Below are 16,316 nucleotides of genomic sequence, written 5' to 3' on the forward strand. Positions count from 1 at the left end.
ACTGCAGGGGGGACCCTGTGGGAGAGTAGGACGCCGCCGAACTCCTTTTACGGGAAAGCCCCGTGTCCTTGTGGACACGGGGCTTTTCTGCGTTTCCGAACGTCTAGGCTCGAACCATGCGCTACGAACTGGTCATCTTCGACAACGACGGTGTGCTCGTGGACAGCGAGCCGATCTCCAACACCATCCTGGCCGAGTACCTCACGGAGCTCGGGCACCCCACCTCGTACCAGGAGAGCCTTCGGGACTACATGGGGGCCGCCGTGCACCGGGTGCACGATCTCGTCGAGGAACGGACCGGGGAGAAGCTGCCCGCGGACTTCGACGAGACGCTCCACTCACGGATCTTCGCCGCATTCGAGCAGGAGCTGGAACCGGTGGCCGGGGTCGAGGACGTACTGGGCAAGCTCGTGGCCGACGGGATTCCGTACTGCGTGGCGTCCTCCAGCAGCCACGAGCGGATCCGGGTCGCGCATCGCAAGACCGGGCTCGACCAGTGGTTCGAAGAGGAGTGGATCTTCAGCGCGGAGGATGTCGGGCGGGGAAAGCCGGCGCCCGACCTGTTCCTGCGCGCCGCCGAGCGGATGGGCGTGCCCCCCGAGCGTTGCGTCGTCATCGAGGACAGCCCGCTCGGAGTGGAGGCGGCCAGGGCCGCCGGGATGGATGTGTACGGGTTTACGTCGATGATGCCGGCGGACCGTCTCTCCGGGGTCACCGGGCACTTCTCGGACATGGGTCAACTCCGGGAATTGCTGGCCTGATCCATCTACCCACGGGTAGAAACTGGCCTTACGCTCGCGGCCATGACAGATGCTCGTTTGCGGCACGGCAGGGCCTCCCTCGCGGTGAGTTTCTTCGTGCAGGGAGTCACCTTCGCTCTGCTGGTGACGCGGATTCCCGCCATTCAGGACCAGTACGGGATATCCGACGGGCTGCTGCCCGTCTTCCTGGCCGCGGTGCCCATCCTGGCCGGGGTCGGCAGCGTGGTCACCGAGAAGGTGGTCGTGCGGGTGCGGCCCAGGGTCGTGCTCAGGTGGGCACAGCCCGTCGTGATGCTCGCGCTGCTCGGCGCCGGCGCCGGGAACGCGCTGTGGGAGGCGGCCCTGGCACTGGGCGTGTTCGGGCTCTCCGTCGGGGCGCTCGACGCCTCCATGAACATGATGGGCGTCAGCCTCCAGCGGGCCTACGGGCGATCCATCATGCTCGGGTTCCACGCCGCGTACAGCCTGGGCGGGATCGCCGGGGCGTCCATGGCCTGGGCCGGGGCGCACTGGGACCTGTCGCTGCTGGTCTCCTACCTGCCGGCGGTCGCCGTGCTGCTGCCCGTCGCGTTCATCGGGAGCCGGTGGTACGCCGAGGGCGCGGAGCCGGACCCGGCGGCGGGCGAGGCGCAGGGCAAGGGGGCGGCCTCGGTCTCCTTCAAGCTGCTGATGCCGCTCTGTCTGGTGATGAGCTTCGCGTACATCGGGGACTCGACGGTCTCCAACTGGAGCGCCAAGTATCTGCAGGACGTACTGGGGAGCTCGGAGCAGCTGTCGACCGTCCCGTACAACGTCTACATGGTGACGACCCTGCTGGGGCGGGCCGTGGGGGACCTCGGGGTGCGGCGGTTCGGGGCCGTGGCCGTGGTGCGGTTCGGGAGTGTGCTGGCCGCCGCCGGGTTCGCCGTGGTGGCGGTGGCCGGTGGGGCGTGGACCGGGATGCTCGGGTTCACCATGCTGGGGCTCGGGCTCTGCGTGATCGTGCCACAGACCTTCGCCGCCGCCGGGCGGATGTTCCCCGGGGCGAGCGATACGGCCATCGCCCGGCTGAACGTCTTCAACTACGTGGGATTCCTGGTGGGATCGCCGTTGGTGGGGGCGCTCGGGGACGCCTGGAGCTACCGCGGGGCGATGCTCGTACCGATGGTGCTGGTGCTCGCGACGCTGGTGTACGCCAAGTCGTTCGGCACGGAGTCCGCCCGATACGGTGGCGGGCATGAGCGGCCGCGCACAGTTGATGTGGGATGACGCAGTAACGGGATACGACTTCGGGGAAAGTCATCCGATGGACCCCGTCAGGCTCGCCCTGACGATGGGGCTGGTCCGGGCGTTCGGGCTCGACGGCGCGGTGGACGCGGTCGCGGCCAAGCCCGCCGGGGATTCCACGCTGCGGCTGGTGCACCGCGAGGACTATGTGGCCGCAGTGCGGGCCGCCTCGGCTGATCCGAAGCACGCCGATCAGAAGTACGGGCTCGGGACCGTGGACGATCCGGCGTTCGCCGGGATGCACGAGGCCTCGGCGCTGATCGCCGGGCAGTCGGTGGCGGCGGCCGAGGCGGTGTGGCGCGGGGACACCGCGCACGCCGTGAATTTCACGGGCGGGCTGCACCACGCGATGCCGGGCGGCGCGGCGGGGTTCTGCGTCTACAACGACCCGGCGCTCGCCATCGCGCGGATGCTGGAGCTGGGTGCCGAGCGGGTCGCGTACGTCGATGTGGATGTGCACCACGGGGACGGGGTGCAGGCGGCGTTCTGGGAGGACCCGCGGGTCCTGACCGTCTCGCTGCACGAGCACCCGCGGACGCTCTTCCCGCAGACCGGCTGGCCGGAGGAGACCGGCTCCGGGGCGGGTGAGGGCAGTGCGGTGAATGTGGCGCTGCCGGCCGGTACGGGGGACGCGGGGTGGCTGCGGGCGTTCCACGCGGTGGTGCCGGAGCTGCTGGCGGACTTCCGGCCGCAGGTGCTGGTGAGCCAGCACGGGGCCGATACGCATTTCGAGGATCCGCTCGCCCATCTCGCGGTGTCGCTGGACGCGCAGCGCGCGGTGATGTCGGCCTGTCACGACCTCGCCCATGAGTACGCGGAGGGCGGTCGCTGGGTGGCCCTCGGCGGGGGCGGCTACGCGGTGGTCGATGTGGTGCCGCGGTCCTGGACGCATCTGGTGGGGATCGCCGCGCACGCGCCGGTGGACCCGGAGTCGGTGATTCCGTCGTCGTGGCGGGACGAGGTCTACGCCCGGACGCGGCAGTTGGGGCCGGCCCGGATGACGGACGGCCGTACGCCTTCCTGGAAGTCGTGGGAGGAGGGGTACGACCCCGCGGACCGGCTGGACCAGGCGGTGCTGGCGACGCGGCGGGCGGCGTTCCCCTTGCGGGGGCTGCTGACCTGAGGCGGGCGGGGGCGGTCGTGGTGCGGCCGTTTCCGGCGGTGGCGCGTAATGGTTACGCCAACTGTGGGGCGTAACCGGGCTTCCGGCCCCCCGGCCGGGTGACTGGGGGAGCATCGGTGGGGTGTTGAGCACCGGAGCGCTGCGTGCGCATCTGCTGGCGGCCCGGCTGGCCGGGCCCGTGGCCACCTCGCGGGAGGTGAGTCTGCGGAGTTATCGGCTCTTCGCGGCCCGGGATCCGCGGGTGACGCTCGGTCTCGACCCCGGGCGTGGCTGGGCGGAGCGGGATCTGCTCCGGCTGATGGCCGACAGGTGCGGGGTCTCGGACGATCCCGCTCATGTCACGGGGCCGGATGTGATCGATCCGGAGCGGACTCTGGCAGGTCTGGACGCTTTTGCCGAGCGGCTCTCGTATGCCGCGGTCCGGCGGGCGCCGGTGCTGTTCGGGACCGGTCATCCGCACCGGCTGCTCGGTTTCTACGCAGCGCTGGCAGACGCCATGTCGGCGGCGGGGTGTTCCGTACTCACCCCCGCGCAGGGGCGATGTATCGACATAACGACCCGGTTCGGCGTACGCACGTGCAGCCTCGACTACGTACGGGGAGTCGCGATGGTGCGCGAACCCGGCGTGCGGTCGCACGGTGGTGACACCGGCGCACACACCCATTCCCCGCTGCCGGTCAGGGTCGTCCTGGAGGCGGCGGCGGAGGGTCGGGGACGGTTGCCGGAACTGGTCGTCGGGGACCACGGCTGGGTCTGCGGGGCAGGTCAGCTGGGCATTGAGACGATCGGTCTCGCCGATACGGACGATCCCGCGCTGTTCGTCGGAGAGGCCGAGGGGCGGGTGGCGGTCGCCGTGCCGCTCGACGACGGGGTGCCGTCCGCGTACTACCGGCCGCTGACGCGCTATGTACTCAATCGGGCGTTTCTGTCACGGTAGGCGGCCGATCGTCTCACCTCTTCCCCACTCGCATCACCCGCCCCTAATCTGGGGAGTGAGCGCACAACGACGAAGAGTCACCGGAGGGGAAGCCGGTGGGCGTCTCGTGCGGAAGGTACAGGTGGGTCATGGCTGCTGGCAGCGAGAGGCCTCTCAACGAGGTCAAGTTTCTGACCGTGGCGGAAGTCGCCTCGGTCATGAGAGTGTCGAAGATGACCGTGTACCGCTTGGTGCACAGCGGTCATCTGCCGGCGATCCGGGTGGGCAGGTCCTTCCGGGTTCCGGAGCAAGCGGTTCACGAGTATCTCCGCGAGTCTTTTGTGGGGGTGGAGTCCGCCTGAGGTTCACCTCGGATTACGCCCCTCACGCGCTGGCGGGTAGGCTAGGCCGACGTAGGTCGTGTGGGCCCAGACGCCCCGCACCAGTGAAGAAGAAGTGAGCGAGGGTAGTCGTGGGCTCTGTTATCAAGAAGCGGCGCAAGCGGATGGCCAAGAAGAAGCACCGCAAGCTGCTCAAGCGCACGCGCGTTCAGCGTCGCAACAAGAAGTAAGCGAACGCTGTTCGTGAATCCGCAGCCCTCCCGCCGGTCCGGTGGGAGGGCTGCGGTGCGTTGTGGGGGCAGTCGCTTCGGCGGTCGCGCCGGCGGTCCGCCCGCATTCGGGCCAAAGACATGGAGGAAGGCCGCCGCGCGGTCATCACAGGGCAGCATCCACCCGCTACGGTGACGGCCAGGGGAAACCTTTCGACGGAGGGCGCTGATCTTGGGGAAGGTCGTGCTGGTCACGGGAGCGGCCCGGCAGCTGGGCGGCCGCTTCGTGCGGCGCATCCAGCGTGATCCGGGTGTGGACCGGGTGATCGCCGTCGACGCGGTCGCGCCCGGACACGGGCTGGGCGACGCCGATTTCGTGACGGCGGACATCCGCCAGCCCGCGATCGCGAGAGTCCTCGCCGAGCACTCCGTCGACACGGTGGTGCATCTGGACGTCTCGGCCAAGGCGGTCGGCACGGGCGGCCGGACGACGGTCAAGGAGACCAACGTCATCGGCACCATGCAACTGCTCGGCGCCTGCCAGAAGGCGGCCGGCGTGCGGCGGTTGGTGGTCAAGTCCAGTACGAACGTGTACGGCTCGGCGCCCCGCGACCCGGCGGTCTTCACCGAGACCACCCCGCCCAAGTCGCTGCCCAGCGGGGGCTTCGCCAAGGACACGGTGGAGGTCGAGGGGTACGTACGGGGCTTCGCGCGCCGCAGGCCGGATGTCGCCGTGTGCGTGCTCAGGTTCGCGAACATCCTCGGACCGCAGGCCGATTCGCCGCTGGCCGACTATCTGTCGCTGCCCGTGCTGCCGACGGTGTTCGGATACGACCCGAGGCTCCAGTTCGTGCACGAGGACGATGTCGTCGACGTCCTGGGCCTCGCGTCCGGTGAGCCGCGGCGCGGGACGCTGAACAGCGGCACGTTCAACATCGCCGGGGACGGGGTGCTGTTGCTCTCGCAGTGCTCGCGGCGGCTGGGGCGGCCGACGATGCCGTTGCTGCTGCCCGCGGTCACCTGGGTCGGCCAGGCGCTGCGTACGGTCGGCATGACGGACTTCTCGCCGGAGCAGATCCGGCTGCTCACCCACGGCCGGGTGGTCTCCACCGTGCAGATGCGCGAGACCCTCGGCTTCCACCCCCGGTTCAGTACCGCGGAGACGTTCGCGGAGTTCGCCGGCAGTCAGGGGCCCGGACTGCTGCCGCCCGAGGCGGTGGGCAGGGCTGTCGACCGACTGGCCGCGATGCCGTTCGCCGTGGCGGGCGGCGATGCCGCGGGGATCACCGGGGCCGGCGACACCGAGCCGACCCCCAGCGCCAGGTAGAGGAGCGCACCGACGATGGCGGATGCCAAGGTCATTCCGTTCGACGACGACCGTTCGCGGACGGGCGGTTCGGCGCGCCCCGCACGGCGCCGGCCCTCGGGGGGCGGCGGCCGGGGGCCCACGGCGGCCTCCCCGGTGGGGACCGCGGCCGTGAGCGCCCTGCCCGGGCAGCAGGACGCCTCGAACCAGCCCCAGGAGCCTCAGCGGGCCGGGCAGGGGGGCGTGGAGTCCGACGGGCGGGGCGGCTGGGACCGGCGGATCGCCGGCGGGCTCTCGTTCCTGCGGCGGCGGGTCACCGGTGAGTACGACGTCGACGAGTTCGGGTACGACGAGGAGCTGACCGATCAGGTCCTGATGTCGATGCTCCGGCCGGTGTACGAGAAGTACTTCCGGGTCGAGGTGAAGGGCATCGAGAACATCCCCTCCGAGGGCGGGGCGCTCATCGTGTCCAACCACTCGGGGACGCTGCCGCTGGACGGGCTGATGCTCCAGGTCGCGGTGCACGACAACCATCCGGCCGGCCGGCATCTGCGGCTGCTCGCCGCCGATCTCGTCTTCATGCTGCCGGTGGTGAACGAGCTGGCCCGCAAGGCCGGGCACACGCTGGCCTGTGCGGAGGACGCGGAGCGGCTGCTGCGACGCGGCGAGGTCGTCGGGGTGATGCCGGAGGGGTTCAAGGGCATCGGGAAGCCGTTCGGGGAGCGGTACAAGTTGCAGCGCTTCGGGCGGGGCGGCTTCGTGTCCACGGCGCTGCGGGCCGGGGTGCCGATCATTCCGTGCTCGATCGTGGGGGCGGAGGAGATCTACCCGATGATCGGCAACTCGAAGACGCTGGCGCGGCTGCTGGGCGTCCCGTACTTCCCGGTCACGCCGACGTTCCCGTGGCTCGGGCCGCTCGGGGCGGTGCCGCTGCCGACGAAGTGGACGATCCAGTTCGGGGAGCCGATCTCCACCGACGGGTATCCGGTGGAGGCGGCGGAGGACCCGATGCTGATGTTCAACCTGACCGATCAGGTGCGGGAGCAGATCCAGCACACGCTGTACCGGCTGCTGGTGCAGCGGCGCTCGGTGTTCTTCTGAGGCGCTCGGTGTTCTTCCGAGGACGGTGCCGGTACGCACGGGCGTGCCGGTACGCGGAGGGGGACGGACTCGACGAGTCCGTCCCCCTCCGCGTATGAGGTGGCGCTAGTCGTTCTTCAGGTCCTCGCCATTGATCCCCAGGCCCGGCAGGAGGCCGGGGAGGAGCGGCGGGAGGGTCACGTCCGGGGTGGGCGGGGTGCTGACCCGGCCGTCGGCGGGCGGGACGGTGCCGGGGGGCGGGGTGCCGAACAGGCCGTCCGTGCCGCTGATCAGGCCCTCGGACGAGGCGCTGCCCGAACCCGAGGGGTGGGGCGAGGCGCTGTCGCCCGTGCGGCCCTGGGAGGCTTCCGGCGACGTGGGCGCGGAGGGGGCGGTGTGCGAGGGGCGGGTGTCCCGGTCCGCGGTGCCCGGGCGCCGGGCGTCGCCGCTGCTGTCCGGGGTGCGGGGCAGCAGTGACTGGAGCGGCTGGACTTCCTGGTCTATGGCGTCGAAGACCGAGCTGACCTGGTCACCGACGTCCGTCAGCTGTACGGGGAGCCGGTCGCGGAGGCTGCTCCAGCTGTCGCGGTGCGAGCGGGAGAAGGAGTCCAGGGTCTGGATGGGGCCGATGGCGCCGTTCTGCCGGTAGGCGGAGTGGAGCAGGCGGTGGCCCTCGCCGACGTCGTGCGTCATGCCGTTGAGCGTGCGCCTGATCTCGCCGAGCTGTTCGTGGTCCAGGTGGCCGGAGCGGGCGCGCTCCATCAGGCGGCGGGCCTCGCTGAGCCGGGTGGACGCCTGGTCGAGGTAGGCCTCGCCGCGGTCGGCGTCGCCGCTGGCCATGCCGAGGTGGATGTCCTCCATGCCGCGCTTGAGCCCGTACAGCGAATCACCCGGCAGGGCGTCGGAACTGGCAGCGGCCACTCCGCCGAAGGCGCCCGCCGCCACACCGACGGTGAGCCCGCCGGCCGCGAGCCCCTTCGTCCAGCGCGAACGCGGACGCAATTTCCGGAGCGGGGAGGCCCGGTGGGCTCCCTTGGCCCGCTGTTCGGGCACCGTAGGGCCCGCGGACGCACCGCCCTGGGTGAACATGGCCTCCATGGCGGCGACGAGCTGGGCTCGCTGCACCACTTTGACCTCGGGATCCAACTCCGGCCTCGGTACCTCACCGAGGCCGTTCGCCAGGGCCAGCAACGGTCCGTGGTCGGCCGGTTCGGCCGGTTCCTCGGGCTGTGCGGCCGCCGCACCGCGGAGCGACTGCTCCTCCAGGGCCTGGGCGAAGGCGTTCGCCCGCCGGTGTGCCGAAACGTTTGCGATCACTGGCGGCACCTCCTCTCGTCATGACGGTCGACTCCCCTGGGGTCCGGAAGGTTGCACACCTTGAGCGCTTCCACACGAATGAGTGAGTGTCGGCGGACATGGGGTGACGACAGGGGGCCTGCAACCGGCACAACGAGGGGCGCGGCACTTGGGTTACGCACGAAGGATGATCGGACCAGTGTGTGATGGGGGTGTCGCCGAGAGTGACTCGGCCGGGGGTGTGATCAGCGGGCATCGTCCGGGAGGAGCCGGGCCAGCGTACGGACGGCGCGGTACTGAAGGGTCTTGATCGCGCCCTCGTTCTTGCCCATGACCCGGGCGGTCTCGGCGACCGAGAGGCCCTGCAGGAAGCGCAGGGTCACGCACTCCTGCTGCTGGGGGTTGAGCCGGCGCACGGCCTGGAGCAGCGCGGCGTTGGAGAGGGACTCCAGGACGGAGTCCTCGGGACTGCGCTCGACCTCGTTGGCGTCGAGCATTTCGCCGGTGGTCACTTCCAGTCGGAAGCGACTGGACTTGAAGTGGTCGGCGACCAGATTGCGGGCGATGGTGACCAGCCAGGCGCCGAAGTCACGGCCCTGCCAGGTGAACGTGGAGATGCGGCGCAGGGCGCGCAGGAAGGTCTCACTGGTGAGGTCCTCCGCCGTCGCCTTGCCGCCCACGCGGTAGTAGATGTATCGGTAGACGGTGTCGCTGTACTGGTCGTAGAGGCGGCCGAAGGCGTCGGCCTCGCCGGCCTGCGCGCGCTCGACGAGATCCATCATGCGCGCGCTGTCGCTGTCGGCGGTCGGCCGACGAACGGTGGACGTGGTCGTTGCGCCGCGGTTGCTGCGTCTTCCGACCGCCGCACTGCGTTCGGCCAGGGCGTAGCAGGGGCCGGCAGGTGCAGGGGTGGCAAATGCGGGTACGGCGTACGCGGTGGGGACGAAGCCGCGCAAGCGGTCGGCGACCGTTGCGCGCAGCGTAGCCAGGCCCGAGGCGTCAACCCCGACGTGTGGGTACACGGGACTCCCAGAGGCAGAGCTTCCATCACGTTCAGTGCGAAACCGCCACTCGTCGTAGTGAGTGGTGGGTTCCGGAATGCGTCTGAGGAGAATAACGCTTCGTACAGGCAGTGCTACACCCAGTTGCTCAAATCATCGATTACGTCGCTTCTGTAGCGACTAAACGACGCATCAAGTAGCACATCGTGACCGCTTATTGATCGAATTACTTCGCTATCTGCCTGTCGGGGCGACGGGTTGTGGTCGTGTGCGAGCAACGCGACTGGCCGGAGCGGTCGGTGGGTAGGGTGTTCCGATCGGCCGGCGGGGTCCGGGCGTGCCGATCCGGCCCCGGGCGGGGCCGGGCGGGACGGCCCGGGTCAGCGGCGGCGGCGGTGCAGGGCGACGGCGGCGGCGGTGCCGCCCGCGATCGCGCCGACGCCGGCCGCGGCCGGGATGCCGACCTTGGCCGCCTTGCGGCCCGTCCGGTAGTCCCGCAGTCGCCAGTCGAGCGCGCGGGCGTGCTTGCGGAGCTTGGCGTCCGGGTTGATCGCGTACGGGTGTCCGACCAGGGACAGCATCGGGATGTCGTTGTGCGAATCGCTGTACGCCGCGCAGCGGTCGAGGTCCAGGCCCTCGGCGGCGGCCAGGGCGCGGACCGCCTCGGCCTTCGCGGGGCCGTGCAGCGGCTCGCCGACCAGCCGGCCGGTGTAGACGCCGCCGACGGATTCGGCGACCGTGCCGAGCGCGCCGGTCAGGCCGAGCCGGCGGGCGATGATCGTGGCGGTCTCCACCGGGGCCGCGGTGACCAGCCAGACGCGCTGCCCGGCGTCGAGGTGGGCCTGGGCGAGGGCCCGGGTGCCGGGCCAGATGCGGTCGGCCATGTACTCGTCGTAGATCTCCTCGCCGATGGACATCAGCTCGGAGACCCGGTGGCCCTTGACGATGGACAGGGCGCTGTCGCGGGCGTCCTGCATGTGTTCCGGGTCCTCGACGCCCGCCAGTCTGAACCAGGCCTGCTGCCAGGCGAACCGGGTCAGCTCGCGGCGCTGGAAGAACTTCCGCTTGTACAGGCCGCGGCCGAAGTGGAAGATCGCCGCGCCCTGCATGACGGTGTTGTCCAGGTCGAAGAAGGCGGCGGCCCGTTCGTCGCCGACGACGGGGAAGGGCGCCTCCTCGGCCTCCGCCTTCGCGGCGGCGTCCTGCTCGGTGCCGGGGGGCTGATCGTCGGGGAGGGTGGATTTCCGCGCTGCCTCAGCTGCTGCCTCGCCGGCCAGCACGCTCCGTGCTGTCGCGGGGCGCCTACGGGGTGTGAGCCATCCAAGAGCGGCCATGTCGTGAGCATAGCCAGTCGGTTCGTCCCTTCCCGACCTGCCGGGATGCCGCGGCGTGAACTCTCGGCCGCCGATCTGGTGAACGGGTGATTCCGGGCGTACCGGATCAAGAGGGGAACAGCTTCCCTCCCGGCGCAGAATGAAGGCATGAGTGCCTTGTTTCGACGTACGAAGAAGAAGCCCGCGGACCGCGTGGTGACCCTGGTCGGGAAGCCCGGGTGTCACCTCTGTGACGACGCGAGGCGGGTGGTGCGGGAGGTGTGCGAGGAGACCGGCGCGTCCTGGGAGGAGAAGGACATCACCGTGGACGAGGAGCTGTACCGGGAGTACTGGGAGCAGATTCCGGTGGTGCTGATCGACGACGAACAGCACACGTTCTGGCGGGTGGATCCGGCGAGGCTGCGCACGGCACTGGGGTCGTGAGCGAAAGGCGGTTACCATCGTGGGCGTTTTGAGTGCTCTCGGGGGAGTGGCTGTGAGGAGTGTGTGCCGCATTGCCCCCTTCGGGCCCGCAACGGGCTGATGCGATCCTTGGTTCCGGGATCGCGCGACGAATGTGCGTGACCCCGGTCACTTTGACCGGACAAAACGGACACTATCTTTGTGCACGCGTTCACAAAGACATAGCCTGCATTCGACGGGGCGGTCTTGGGAAATACGGCCGCCTGCAGCCCCGCTCATCCCGCAGGAGCACCGTGGCAACTGGCCGAACTCACCGACCGGCGACCCGTAGCCGAGGAATTCCCGAGGCCACCGTCGCCCGACTTCCGCTGTATCTGCGCGCACTGACCGCGCTCTCCGAGCGCTCGGTACCCACGGTCTCGTCCGAGGAACTCGCCGCGGCGGCGGGGGTCAACTCCGCCAAGCTGCGCAAGGACTTCAGCTACCTCGGCTCGTACGGGACGCGCGGCGTCGGCTACGACGTCGAGTATCTCGTGTACCAGATCTCCCGCGAACTCGGGCTCACCCAGGACTGGCCGGTCGTGATCGTCGGTATCGGTAACCTCGGCGCCGCGCTCGCCAACTACGGCGGCTTCGCCTCCCGCGGTTTCCGGGTCGCCGCGCTGATCGACGCCGACCCCGCGATGGCCGGAACGCCGGTCGCGGGCATCCCCGTGCAGCACGCCGACGAACTGGAGCGGATCGTCGGCGACAACGGCGTGTCGATCGGTGTCATCTCGACCCCGGCCGGTGCCGCGCAGCAGGTCTGCGACCGGCTCGTCGCCGCGGGCGTCACCTCCATCCTGAACTTCGCGCCGACCGTGCTGTCCGTGCCCGACGGCGTCGACGTCCGCAAGGTCGACCTCTCCATCGAGCTCCAGATCCTCGCCTTCCACGAGCAGCGCAAGGCCGGCGAGGACACCACCGAGAGCAGCCCGGACCCGGCCGCACCCCCGGTGCGCTCGGCCTCCGGCAGCCGGAAGGGACCCGACGGGGACATGCCCGCCGTGATGCCGGCATGAGTCTCCTCGTCGTAGGACTGAGCCACCGCAGCGCCCCGGTCTCCGTACTGGAGCGGGCCTCGCTGCCCGCCGAGGCGCAGGCCAAGCTGCTCCAGGACACGCTCGCCGCGGAGCCCGCGGTCGAGGCCGCCGTGCTGGCCACCTGCAACCGCATCGAGCTGTACGCCGACGTGGACAAGTTCCACGCGGGCGTCGCCGAGCTGTCCACGCTCCTCGCCCAGCACAGCGGCGTCGGGCTGGAGGAGCTCACTCCGTATCTCTATGTGCACTACGAGGACCGGGCCGTCCACCACCTCTTCTCGGTGGCGTGCGGGCTGGACTCGATGGTCGTCGGCGAGGGCCAGATCCTCGGCCAGATCAAGGACGCGCTGGCGCTGGGGCAGGAGCTCCACACCGCCGGCCGGCTGCTGAACGACCTGTTCCAGCAGGCCCTGCGGGTCGGCAAGCGGGCCCACAGCGAGACCGGGATCGACCGGGCCGGGCAGTCGCTCGTCACCTTCGGTCTCGAACAGCTCGCGGCCGGTGCGGACGTCGCGGGCTGGGCCGCGGGCAAGCGCGCGCTGGTGATCGGCGCGGGCTCGATGTCCTCGCTCGCCGCCGCCACCCTGGCCCGTACCGGTGTCGCCGAGATCGTCGTCGCCAACCGGACCCGGGCCCGCGCCGACCGGCTCGTCGAGATCCTGGTCCAGCCCCCGGGCACCGGCGTGGCCGCCCGTGCCGTGGAGATGGCCGCGGTCCGCGACGAACTGACACGTGCCGATGTCGTCGTCTCCTGCACCGGTGCGACCGGTCTGGTGCTGACCGCGGAGGCCGTCGCCACCGCGCTCGGACTGGACGTCGACGACGCCGTCGAGACGCCGACCGCGCCCGCGGTGCCCGCTCCCGCCCCGGCCGACGCCGACCGGCACGCCGCCTGGGTGGAGAACGGCAGTGCCGGTGCGGTGCGCCAGGCGGTCCGCCGGGCCACCGTGCCCGCCCAGGGCGCCGGCCCCGTACGCCTGGCCCTGCTCGACCTCGCGATGCCGCGTGACATCGACGGCGGGGCCGCCCGGCTCGACGGTGTGCGCCTCGTCGACATCGAGTCGCTCGCGGAGGCGTCCGCGGACGCCCCGATGGCCGCCGATGTGGACCAGGTGCGCACCATCGTCGCCGACGAGGTCGCCGCCTTCGGTGCCGCCCAGCGCGCCGCCCACATCACCCCGACCGTCGTCGCGCTGCGCACGATGGCCGCGGGAGTGGTCGCGGGCGAGATCGCGCGGCTCGACGGACGCCTCCCCGACCTGGACGAGAAGCAGCGCGCCGAGATCACGCAGACCGTGCGCCGCGTCGTCGACAAACTCCTGCACGCGCCCACCGTGCGGGTCAAGCAGCTCGCCAGCGAGCCCGGCGGCGCCGGGTACGCCGATGCGCTGCGGGAACTCTTCGACCTCGACCCGCAGACGGTCGCCGCCGTCTCCCGGGCAGACCTGAACGACCCGAATCGAGGGCGGTCATGACCGACAACTCAACCCCGGTCGCGGGGGCCGACAAGCCGCTGAGGCTGGGCACCCGCCGCAGCAAGCTCGCCATGGCGCAGTCCGGCATGGTCGCCGACGCGGTCGGCGAGGTGACCGGGCGCGCCGTCGAGCTCGTCGAGATCACCACGTACGGCGACACCTCGCGGGAGCACCTCGCGCAGATCGGCGGCACCGGTGTGTTCGTCGCGGCGCTGCGCGACGCGCTGCTGCGCGGTGAGGTGGACTTCGCCGTCCACTCGCTCAAGGACCTGCCGACCGCGCAGCCCGAGGGCCTCGTGCTGGCCGCCGTGCCGGTGCGCGAGGACCCGCGCGACGTACTGGTGGCGCGGGACGGGCTGACCTTCGAGCAGCTGCCGTCCGGCGCCCGCATCGGTACCGGTTCGCCGCGCCGCATGGCGCAGCTCAATGCGTACGCCCGTAACCACGGCCTCGACATCGAGACCGTGGCGATCCGGGGGAACGTCGATACGCGTATCGGATTTGTCCGGAGCGGTGAGCTGGACGCGGTGGTACTCGCCGCGGCCGGGCTCAGCCGCCTCGGCCGGACCGGTGAGGTGACCGATTTCCTGTCGGTCGACACCGTCCTGCCCGCTCCCGGCCAGGGAGCACTGGCGATCGAGTGCGCTGAGACCAGCGCCGACCTCGCCGCAGCGCTCGCCGAGCTCGACGACCCGTACACCCGGGCCGCCGTGACCGCCGAGCGTGCCCTGCTCGCCGCCCTGGAGGCCGGCTGCTCCGCACCTGTGGGTGCGCTGGCCGATCTCCTGGTCGACGGACAGGCTGTCAACGAACTGCGCCTGCGCGGAGTCGTCGGTTCCACCGACGGTTCCTCGCTGGTGCAGCTGTCCACCACCGGTCCCGTTCCCACGTCGCAGGACGACGCGGCGGCCCTCGGTCGCGAGCTCGCGGCCGAGATGCTTGCCAAGGGTGCGGCCGGTCTTATGGGGGAGCGAGCACTTTGAGCCCCACCGGCCCCGCCGCATCCGACTTTCCGGCCCTGTCCGCACAAGGGCACGTCACCTTCCTCGGCGCCGGTCCCGGCGACCCGGGACTGCTGACTCTGCGCGCCGTCGAGGCGCTTGCGAGCGCGGACGTCCTTGTCGCCGAGCCGGACGTCCTCGGCGTCGTTCGCTGCCATGCGCGGGCAAGCGTAAGCACACCTGAGCTGACGGTTGTTGACGCGCAGTCAGCAGCCGCCGGTGTTCCCGTTCTCAGGGACGCGGCCAATCTTGTCATGGAGGCGGTGAGGGGCGGCAGGCGGGTCGTCCGTGCCGTTTCGGGCGACCCGGGACTGGACGGGAACGCGGGTGCCGAGATGCTCGCCTGCGCCGCCGCCGGCATCCCCTTCGAGGTCGTGCCGGGCGTCGCCAACGTCGTGGGTGTGCCCGCGTACGCCGGTGTGCCGCTGCGTGACGCGCAGGGCGCGGACGTCAGGTTCGTGGACGCCCGTACCGCCTCCGACCGCTGCTGGACCGAGGTCGGCGCGAGTGATGCCACGGCCGTCATCTCGACGACGCTCGACTCGGTGGCCGCGGCCGCCGGTGAGCTGGTCTCGGCGGGCCGCAAGCCCGACACCCCGCTGACCGTGACGGTCGCCGGTACGACGACCCGCCAGCGCACCTGGACGGCGACCCTCGGGACGATCGCCCAGATCCTGAAGCAGGCGAAGGTGCTGCCGTCGCCGGAGGGCCACCGGCCCGTCATAGCCGTGGTCGGTGAGCGCAGCTCCGCCGCCCAGCGCGACCAGCTCGCGTGGTTCGAGTCCAAGCCGCTGTTCGGCTGGAAGGTGCTCGTACCGCGTACGAAGGAGCAGTCCGCTTCGCTCTCCGACCAGCTCCGTTCCTACGGTGCCGTGCCGCACGAGGTCCCGACGATCGCCGTCGAGCCGCCCCGTACGCCCCAGCAGATGGAGCGCGCGGTCAAGGGCCTGGTCACGGGCCGCTACGAGTGGATCGCCTTCACCAGCGTGAACGCGGTGAAGGCCGTCCGGGAGAAGTTCGAGGAGTACGGGCTCGACGCCCGTGCCTTCGCCGGGATCAAGGTCGCGGCCGTGGGCGAGCAGACCGCCGCCGCGCTCGTCGACTTCGGTGTGAAGCCGGACCTGGTGCCGTCCGGTGAGCAGTCCGCCGCCGGTCTGCTGGAGGACTGGCCGCCGTACGACCCGGTCTTCGACCCGATCGACCGGGTCTTCCTGCCGCGCGCCGACATCGCCACCGAGACGCTGGTGGCCGGGCTCATCGAGCTGGGCTGGGAGGTCGACGACGTCACCGCGTACCGCACGGTCCGCGCCTCGCCGCCGCCCGCCGACACGCGTGAGGCCATCAAGGGCGGCGGTTTCGACGCGGTGCTCTTCACCTCGTCGTCGACCGTGCGGAACCTGGTCGGCATCGCGGGCAAGCCGCACAACGTGACGGTGATCGCGTGTATCGGCCCGGCGACGGCGAAGACCGCCGAGGAGCACGGCCTGCGGGTCGACGTCCTGTCCCCGGAGCCCTCGGTGCACAAGCTGGCCGAGGCGCTCGCCGAGTTCGGCGCGCGGCGCCGGGAGGCGGCGAAGGAGGCCGGTGACCCGGTGACGCGGCCGAGCGAGCGGCGTCCGGGTGCGCGGCGGCGTCGTACGACGACCTGAGCCGCGCGTTCGGAGTGTGTGGCGGAGTGTGTGAGGGGCCCGGTCGCTTCGGCGGCCGGGCCCCTGCCCGTTTC

General features: G+C 71.0%; 16 protein-coding genes. 13 read left to right on the forward strand and 3 right to left on the reverse strand.

All coding sequences use genetic code 11. The features are described 5' to 3' along the window. Positions 1 to 116 precede the first annotated feature (116 nt). From ABZ622_RS15600 to ABZ622_RS15635, 8 genes are all read left to right on the forward strand, one after another. Complete coding sequence (locus ABZ622_RS15600) at positions 117 to 761, forward strand: HAD family hydrolase (RefSeq protein WP_360543302.1); 645 nt, start codon at positions 117 to 119, stop codon at positions 759 to 761. A 42-nt stretch (positions 762 to 803) separates the two neighbouring features. Beyond that, positions 804 to 2,009, forward strand: a complete 1,206-nt coding sequence (locus tag ABZ622_RS15605; RefSeq protein ID WP_360543304.1) for an MFS transporter — start codon at positions 804 to 806, stop codon at positions 2,007 to 2,009. Further along, positions 1,978 to 3,150 (forward strand): acetoin utilization protein AcuC, encoded by a 1,173-nt coding sequence (locus ABZ622_RS15610; protein WP_360543306.1) that lies wholly within the window; start codon positions 1,978 to 1,980, stop codon positions 3,148 to 3,150. The genes ABZ622_RS15605 and ABZ622_RS15610 overlap by 32 nt, the downstream gene beginning before the upstream one ends. Before the next feature lie 121 nt (positions 3,151 to 3,271). Then, entirely contained in the window at positions 3,272 to 4,087 is an 816-nt protein-coding gene (locus tag ABZ622_RS15615; RefSeq protein ID WP_360543308.1) for a phosphatase, read from the forward strand. 128 nt (positions 4,088 to 4,215) lie between these two features. Further along, positions 4,216 to 4,428, forward strand: a complete 213-nt coding sequence (locus ABZ622_RS15620) for a helix-turn-helix domain-containing protein (protein WP_014046653.1) — start codon at positions 4,216 to 4,218, stop codon at positions 4,426 to 4,428. Between the two features lie 110 nt (positions 4,429 to 4,538). Further along, positions 4,539 to 4,637: an AURKAIP1/COX24 domain-containing protein gene (locus ABZ622_RS15625; protein WP_003948845.1), complete on the forward strand. Its 99-nt coding sequence runs from the start codon at positions 4,539 to 4,541 to the stop codon at positions 4,635 to 4,637. A 211-nt stretch (positions 4,638 to 4,848) separates the two neighbouring features. Next, entirely contained in the window at positions 4,849 to 5,943 is a 1,095-nt protein-coding gene (locus ABZ622_RS15630; RefSeq protein ID WP_360543310.1) for an NAD-dependent epimerase/dehydratase family protein, read from the forward strand. 15 nt (positions 5,944 to 5,958) lie between these two features. Continuing rightward, positions 5,959 to 7,023 carry a lysophospholipid acyltransferase family protein gene (locus ABZ622_RS15635; RefSeq protein ID WP_360543312.1) on the forward strand — a complete coding sequence of 355 codons (1,065 nt, stop codon included), beginning with the start codon at positions 5,959 to 5,961 and terminating at the stop codon, positions 7,021 to 7,023. A 105-nt stretch (positions 7,024 to 7,128) separates the two neighbouring features. Here ABZ622_RS15635 and ABZ622_RS15640 read toward each other — a convergent pair whose 3' ends face one another. The 3 genes from ABZ622_RS15640 to ABZ622_RS15650 all read right to left on the reverse strand — a co-directional run bounded on the left by ABZ622_RS15640 (position 7,129) and on the right by ABZ622_RS15650 (position 10,633). Continuing rightward, positions 7,129 to 8,319 (reverse strand): DUF5667 domain-containing protein, encoded by a 1,191-nt coding sequence (locus ABZ622_RS15640; RefSeq protein ID WP_360543314.1) that lies wholly within the window; start codon positions 8,317 to 8,319, stop codon positions 7,129 to 7,131. 224 nt (positions 8,320 to 8,543) lie between these two features. Next, positions 8,544 to 9,320, reverse strand: coding sequence for an ECF subfamily RNA polymerase sigma factor, BldN family (locus ABZ622_RS15645; RefSeq protein ID WP_351265330.1), 777 nt, complete (start codon positions 9,318 to 9,320; stop codon positions 8,544 to 8,546). Positions 9,321 to 9,679: 359 nt separating this feature from the next. Continuing rightward, positions 9,680 to 10,633 (reverse strand): HAD-IB family hydrolase, encoded by a 954-nt coding sequence (locus ABZ622_RS15650; protein ID WP_360543315.1) that lies wholly within the window; start codon positions 10,631 to 10,633, stop codon positions 9,680 to 9,682. A 147-nt stretch (positions 10,634 to 10,780) separates the two neighbouring features. Between ABZ622_RS15650 and ABZ622_RS15655 the strand changes: the two genes are divergently transcribed. From ABZ622_RS15655 to ABZ622_RS15675, 5 genes are all read left to right on the forward strand, one after another. Further along, complete coding sequence (locus ABZ622_RS15655; protein WP_360543316.1) at positions 10,781 to 11,056, forward strand: glutaredoxin family protein; 276 nt, start codon at positions 10,781 to 10,783, stop codon at positions 11,054 to 11,056. Between the two features lie 272 nt (positions 11,057 to 11,328). Continuing rightward, entirely contained in the window at positions 11,329 to 12,096 is a 768-nt protein-coding gene (locus ABZ622_RS15660; protein WP_124722649.1) for a redox-sensing transcriptional repressor Rex, read from the forward strand. Then, a complete protein-coding gene (locus ABZ622_RS15665; RefSeq protein WP_360543319.1) occupies positions 12,093 to 13,592 on the forward strand; it encodes a glutamyl-tRNA reductase in 1,500 nt (499 codons plus the stop codon). Before ABZ622_RS15660 ends, ABZ622_RS15665 begins: the two co-directional genes overlap by 4 nt. Then, on the forward strand, positions 13,589 to 14,575 hold the full coding sequence (gene hemC, locus ABZ622_RS15670) for a hydroxymethylbilane synthase (protein WP_360543321.1): 987 nt from the start codon (positions 13,589 to 13,591) through the stop codon (positions 14,573 to 14,575). Before ABZ622_RS15665 ends, hemC begins: the two co-directional genes overlap by 4 nt. Then, entirely contained in the window at positions 14,572 to 16,242 is a 1,671-nt protein-coding gene (locus tag ABZ622_RS15675; RefSeq protein WP_360543323.1) for a bifunctional uroporphyrinogen-III C-methyltransferase/uroporphyrinogen-III synthase, read from the forward strand. The genes hemC and ABZ622_RS15675 overlap by 4 nt, the downstream gene beginning before the upstream one ends. The last annotated feature ends 74 nt before the right edge of the window (positions 16,243 to 16,316 follow it).

Source organism: Streptomyces sp. NPDC007164, assembly GCF_040634135.1.
Taxonomy (GTDB): Bacteria; Actinomycetota; Actinomycetes; order Streptomycetales; family Streptomycetaceae; genus Streptomyces; species Streptomyces sanglieri.

Coding starts and splice junctions, on each gene's coding strand:
- ABZ622_RS15600 (WP_360543302.1), top strand. CDS start 117: ATGCGCTACGAACTGGTCATCTTCGACAACGACGGTGTGCTCGTGGAC.
- ABZ622_RS15605 (WP_360543304.1), top strand. CDS start 804: ATGACAGATGCTCGTTTGCGGCACGGCAGGGCCTCCCTCGCGGTGAGT.
- ABZ622_RS15620 (WP_014046653.1), top strand. CDS start 4,216: ATGGCTGCTGGCAGCGAGAGGCCTCTCAACGAGGTCAAGTTTCTGACC.
- ABZ622_RS15635 (WP_360543312.1), top strand. CDS start 5,959: ATGGCGGATGCCAAGGTCATTCCGTTCGACGACGACCGTTCGCGGACG.
- ABZ622_RS15610 (WP_360543306.1), top strand. CDS start 1,978: ATGAGCGGCCGCGCACAGTTGATGTGGGATGACGCAGTAACGGGATAC.
- ABZ622_RS15650 (WP_360543315.1), bottom strand. CDS start 10,633: ATGGCCGCTCTTGGATGGCTCACACCCCGTAGGCGCCCCGCGACAGCA.
- ABZ622_RS15665 (WP_360543319.1), top strand. CDS start 12,093: ATGAGTCTCCTCGTCGTAGGACTGAGCCACCGCAGCGCCCCGGTCTCC.
- hemC (WP_360543321.1), top strand. CDS start 13,589: ATGACCGACAACTCAACCCCGGTCGCGGGGGCCGACAAGCCGCTGAGG.
- ABZ622_RS15655 (WP_360543316.1), top strand. CDS start 10,781: ATGAGTGCCTTGTTTCGACGTACGAAGAAGAAGCCCGCGGACCGCGTG.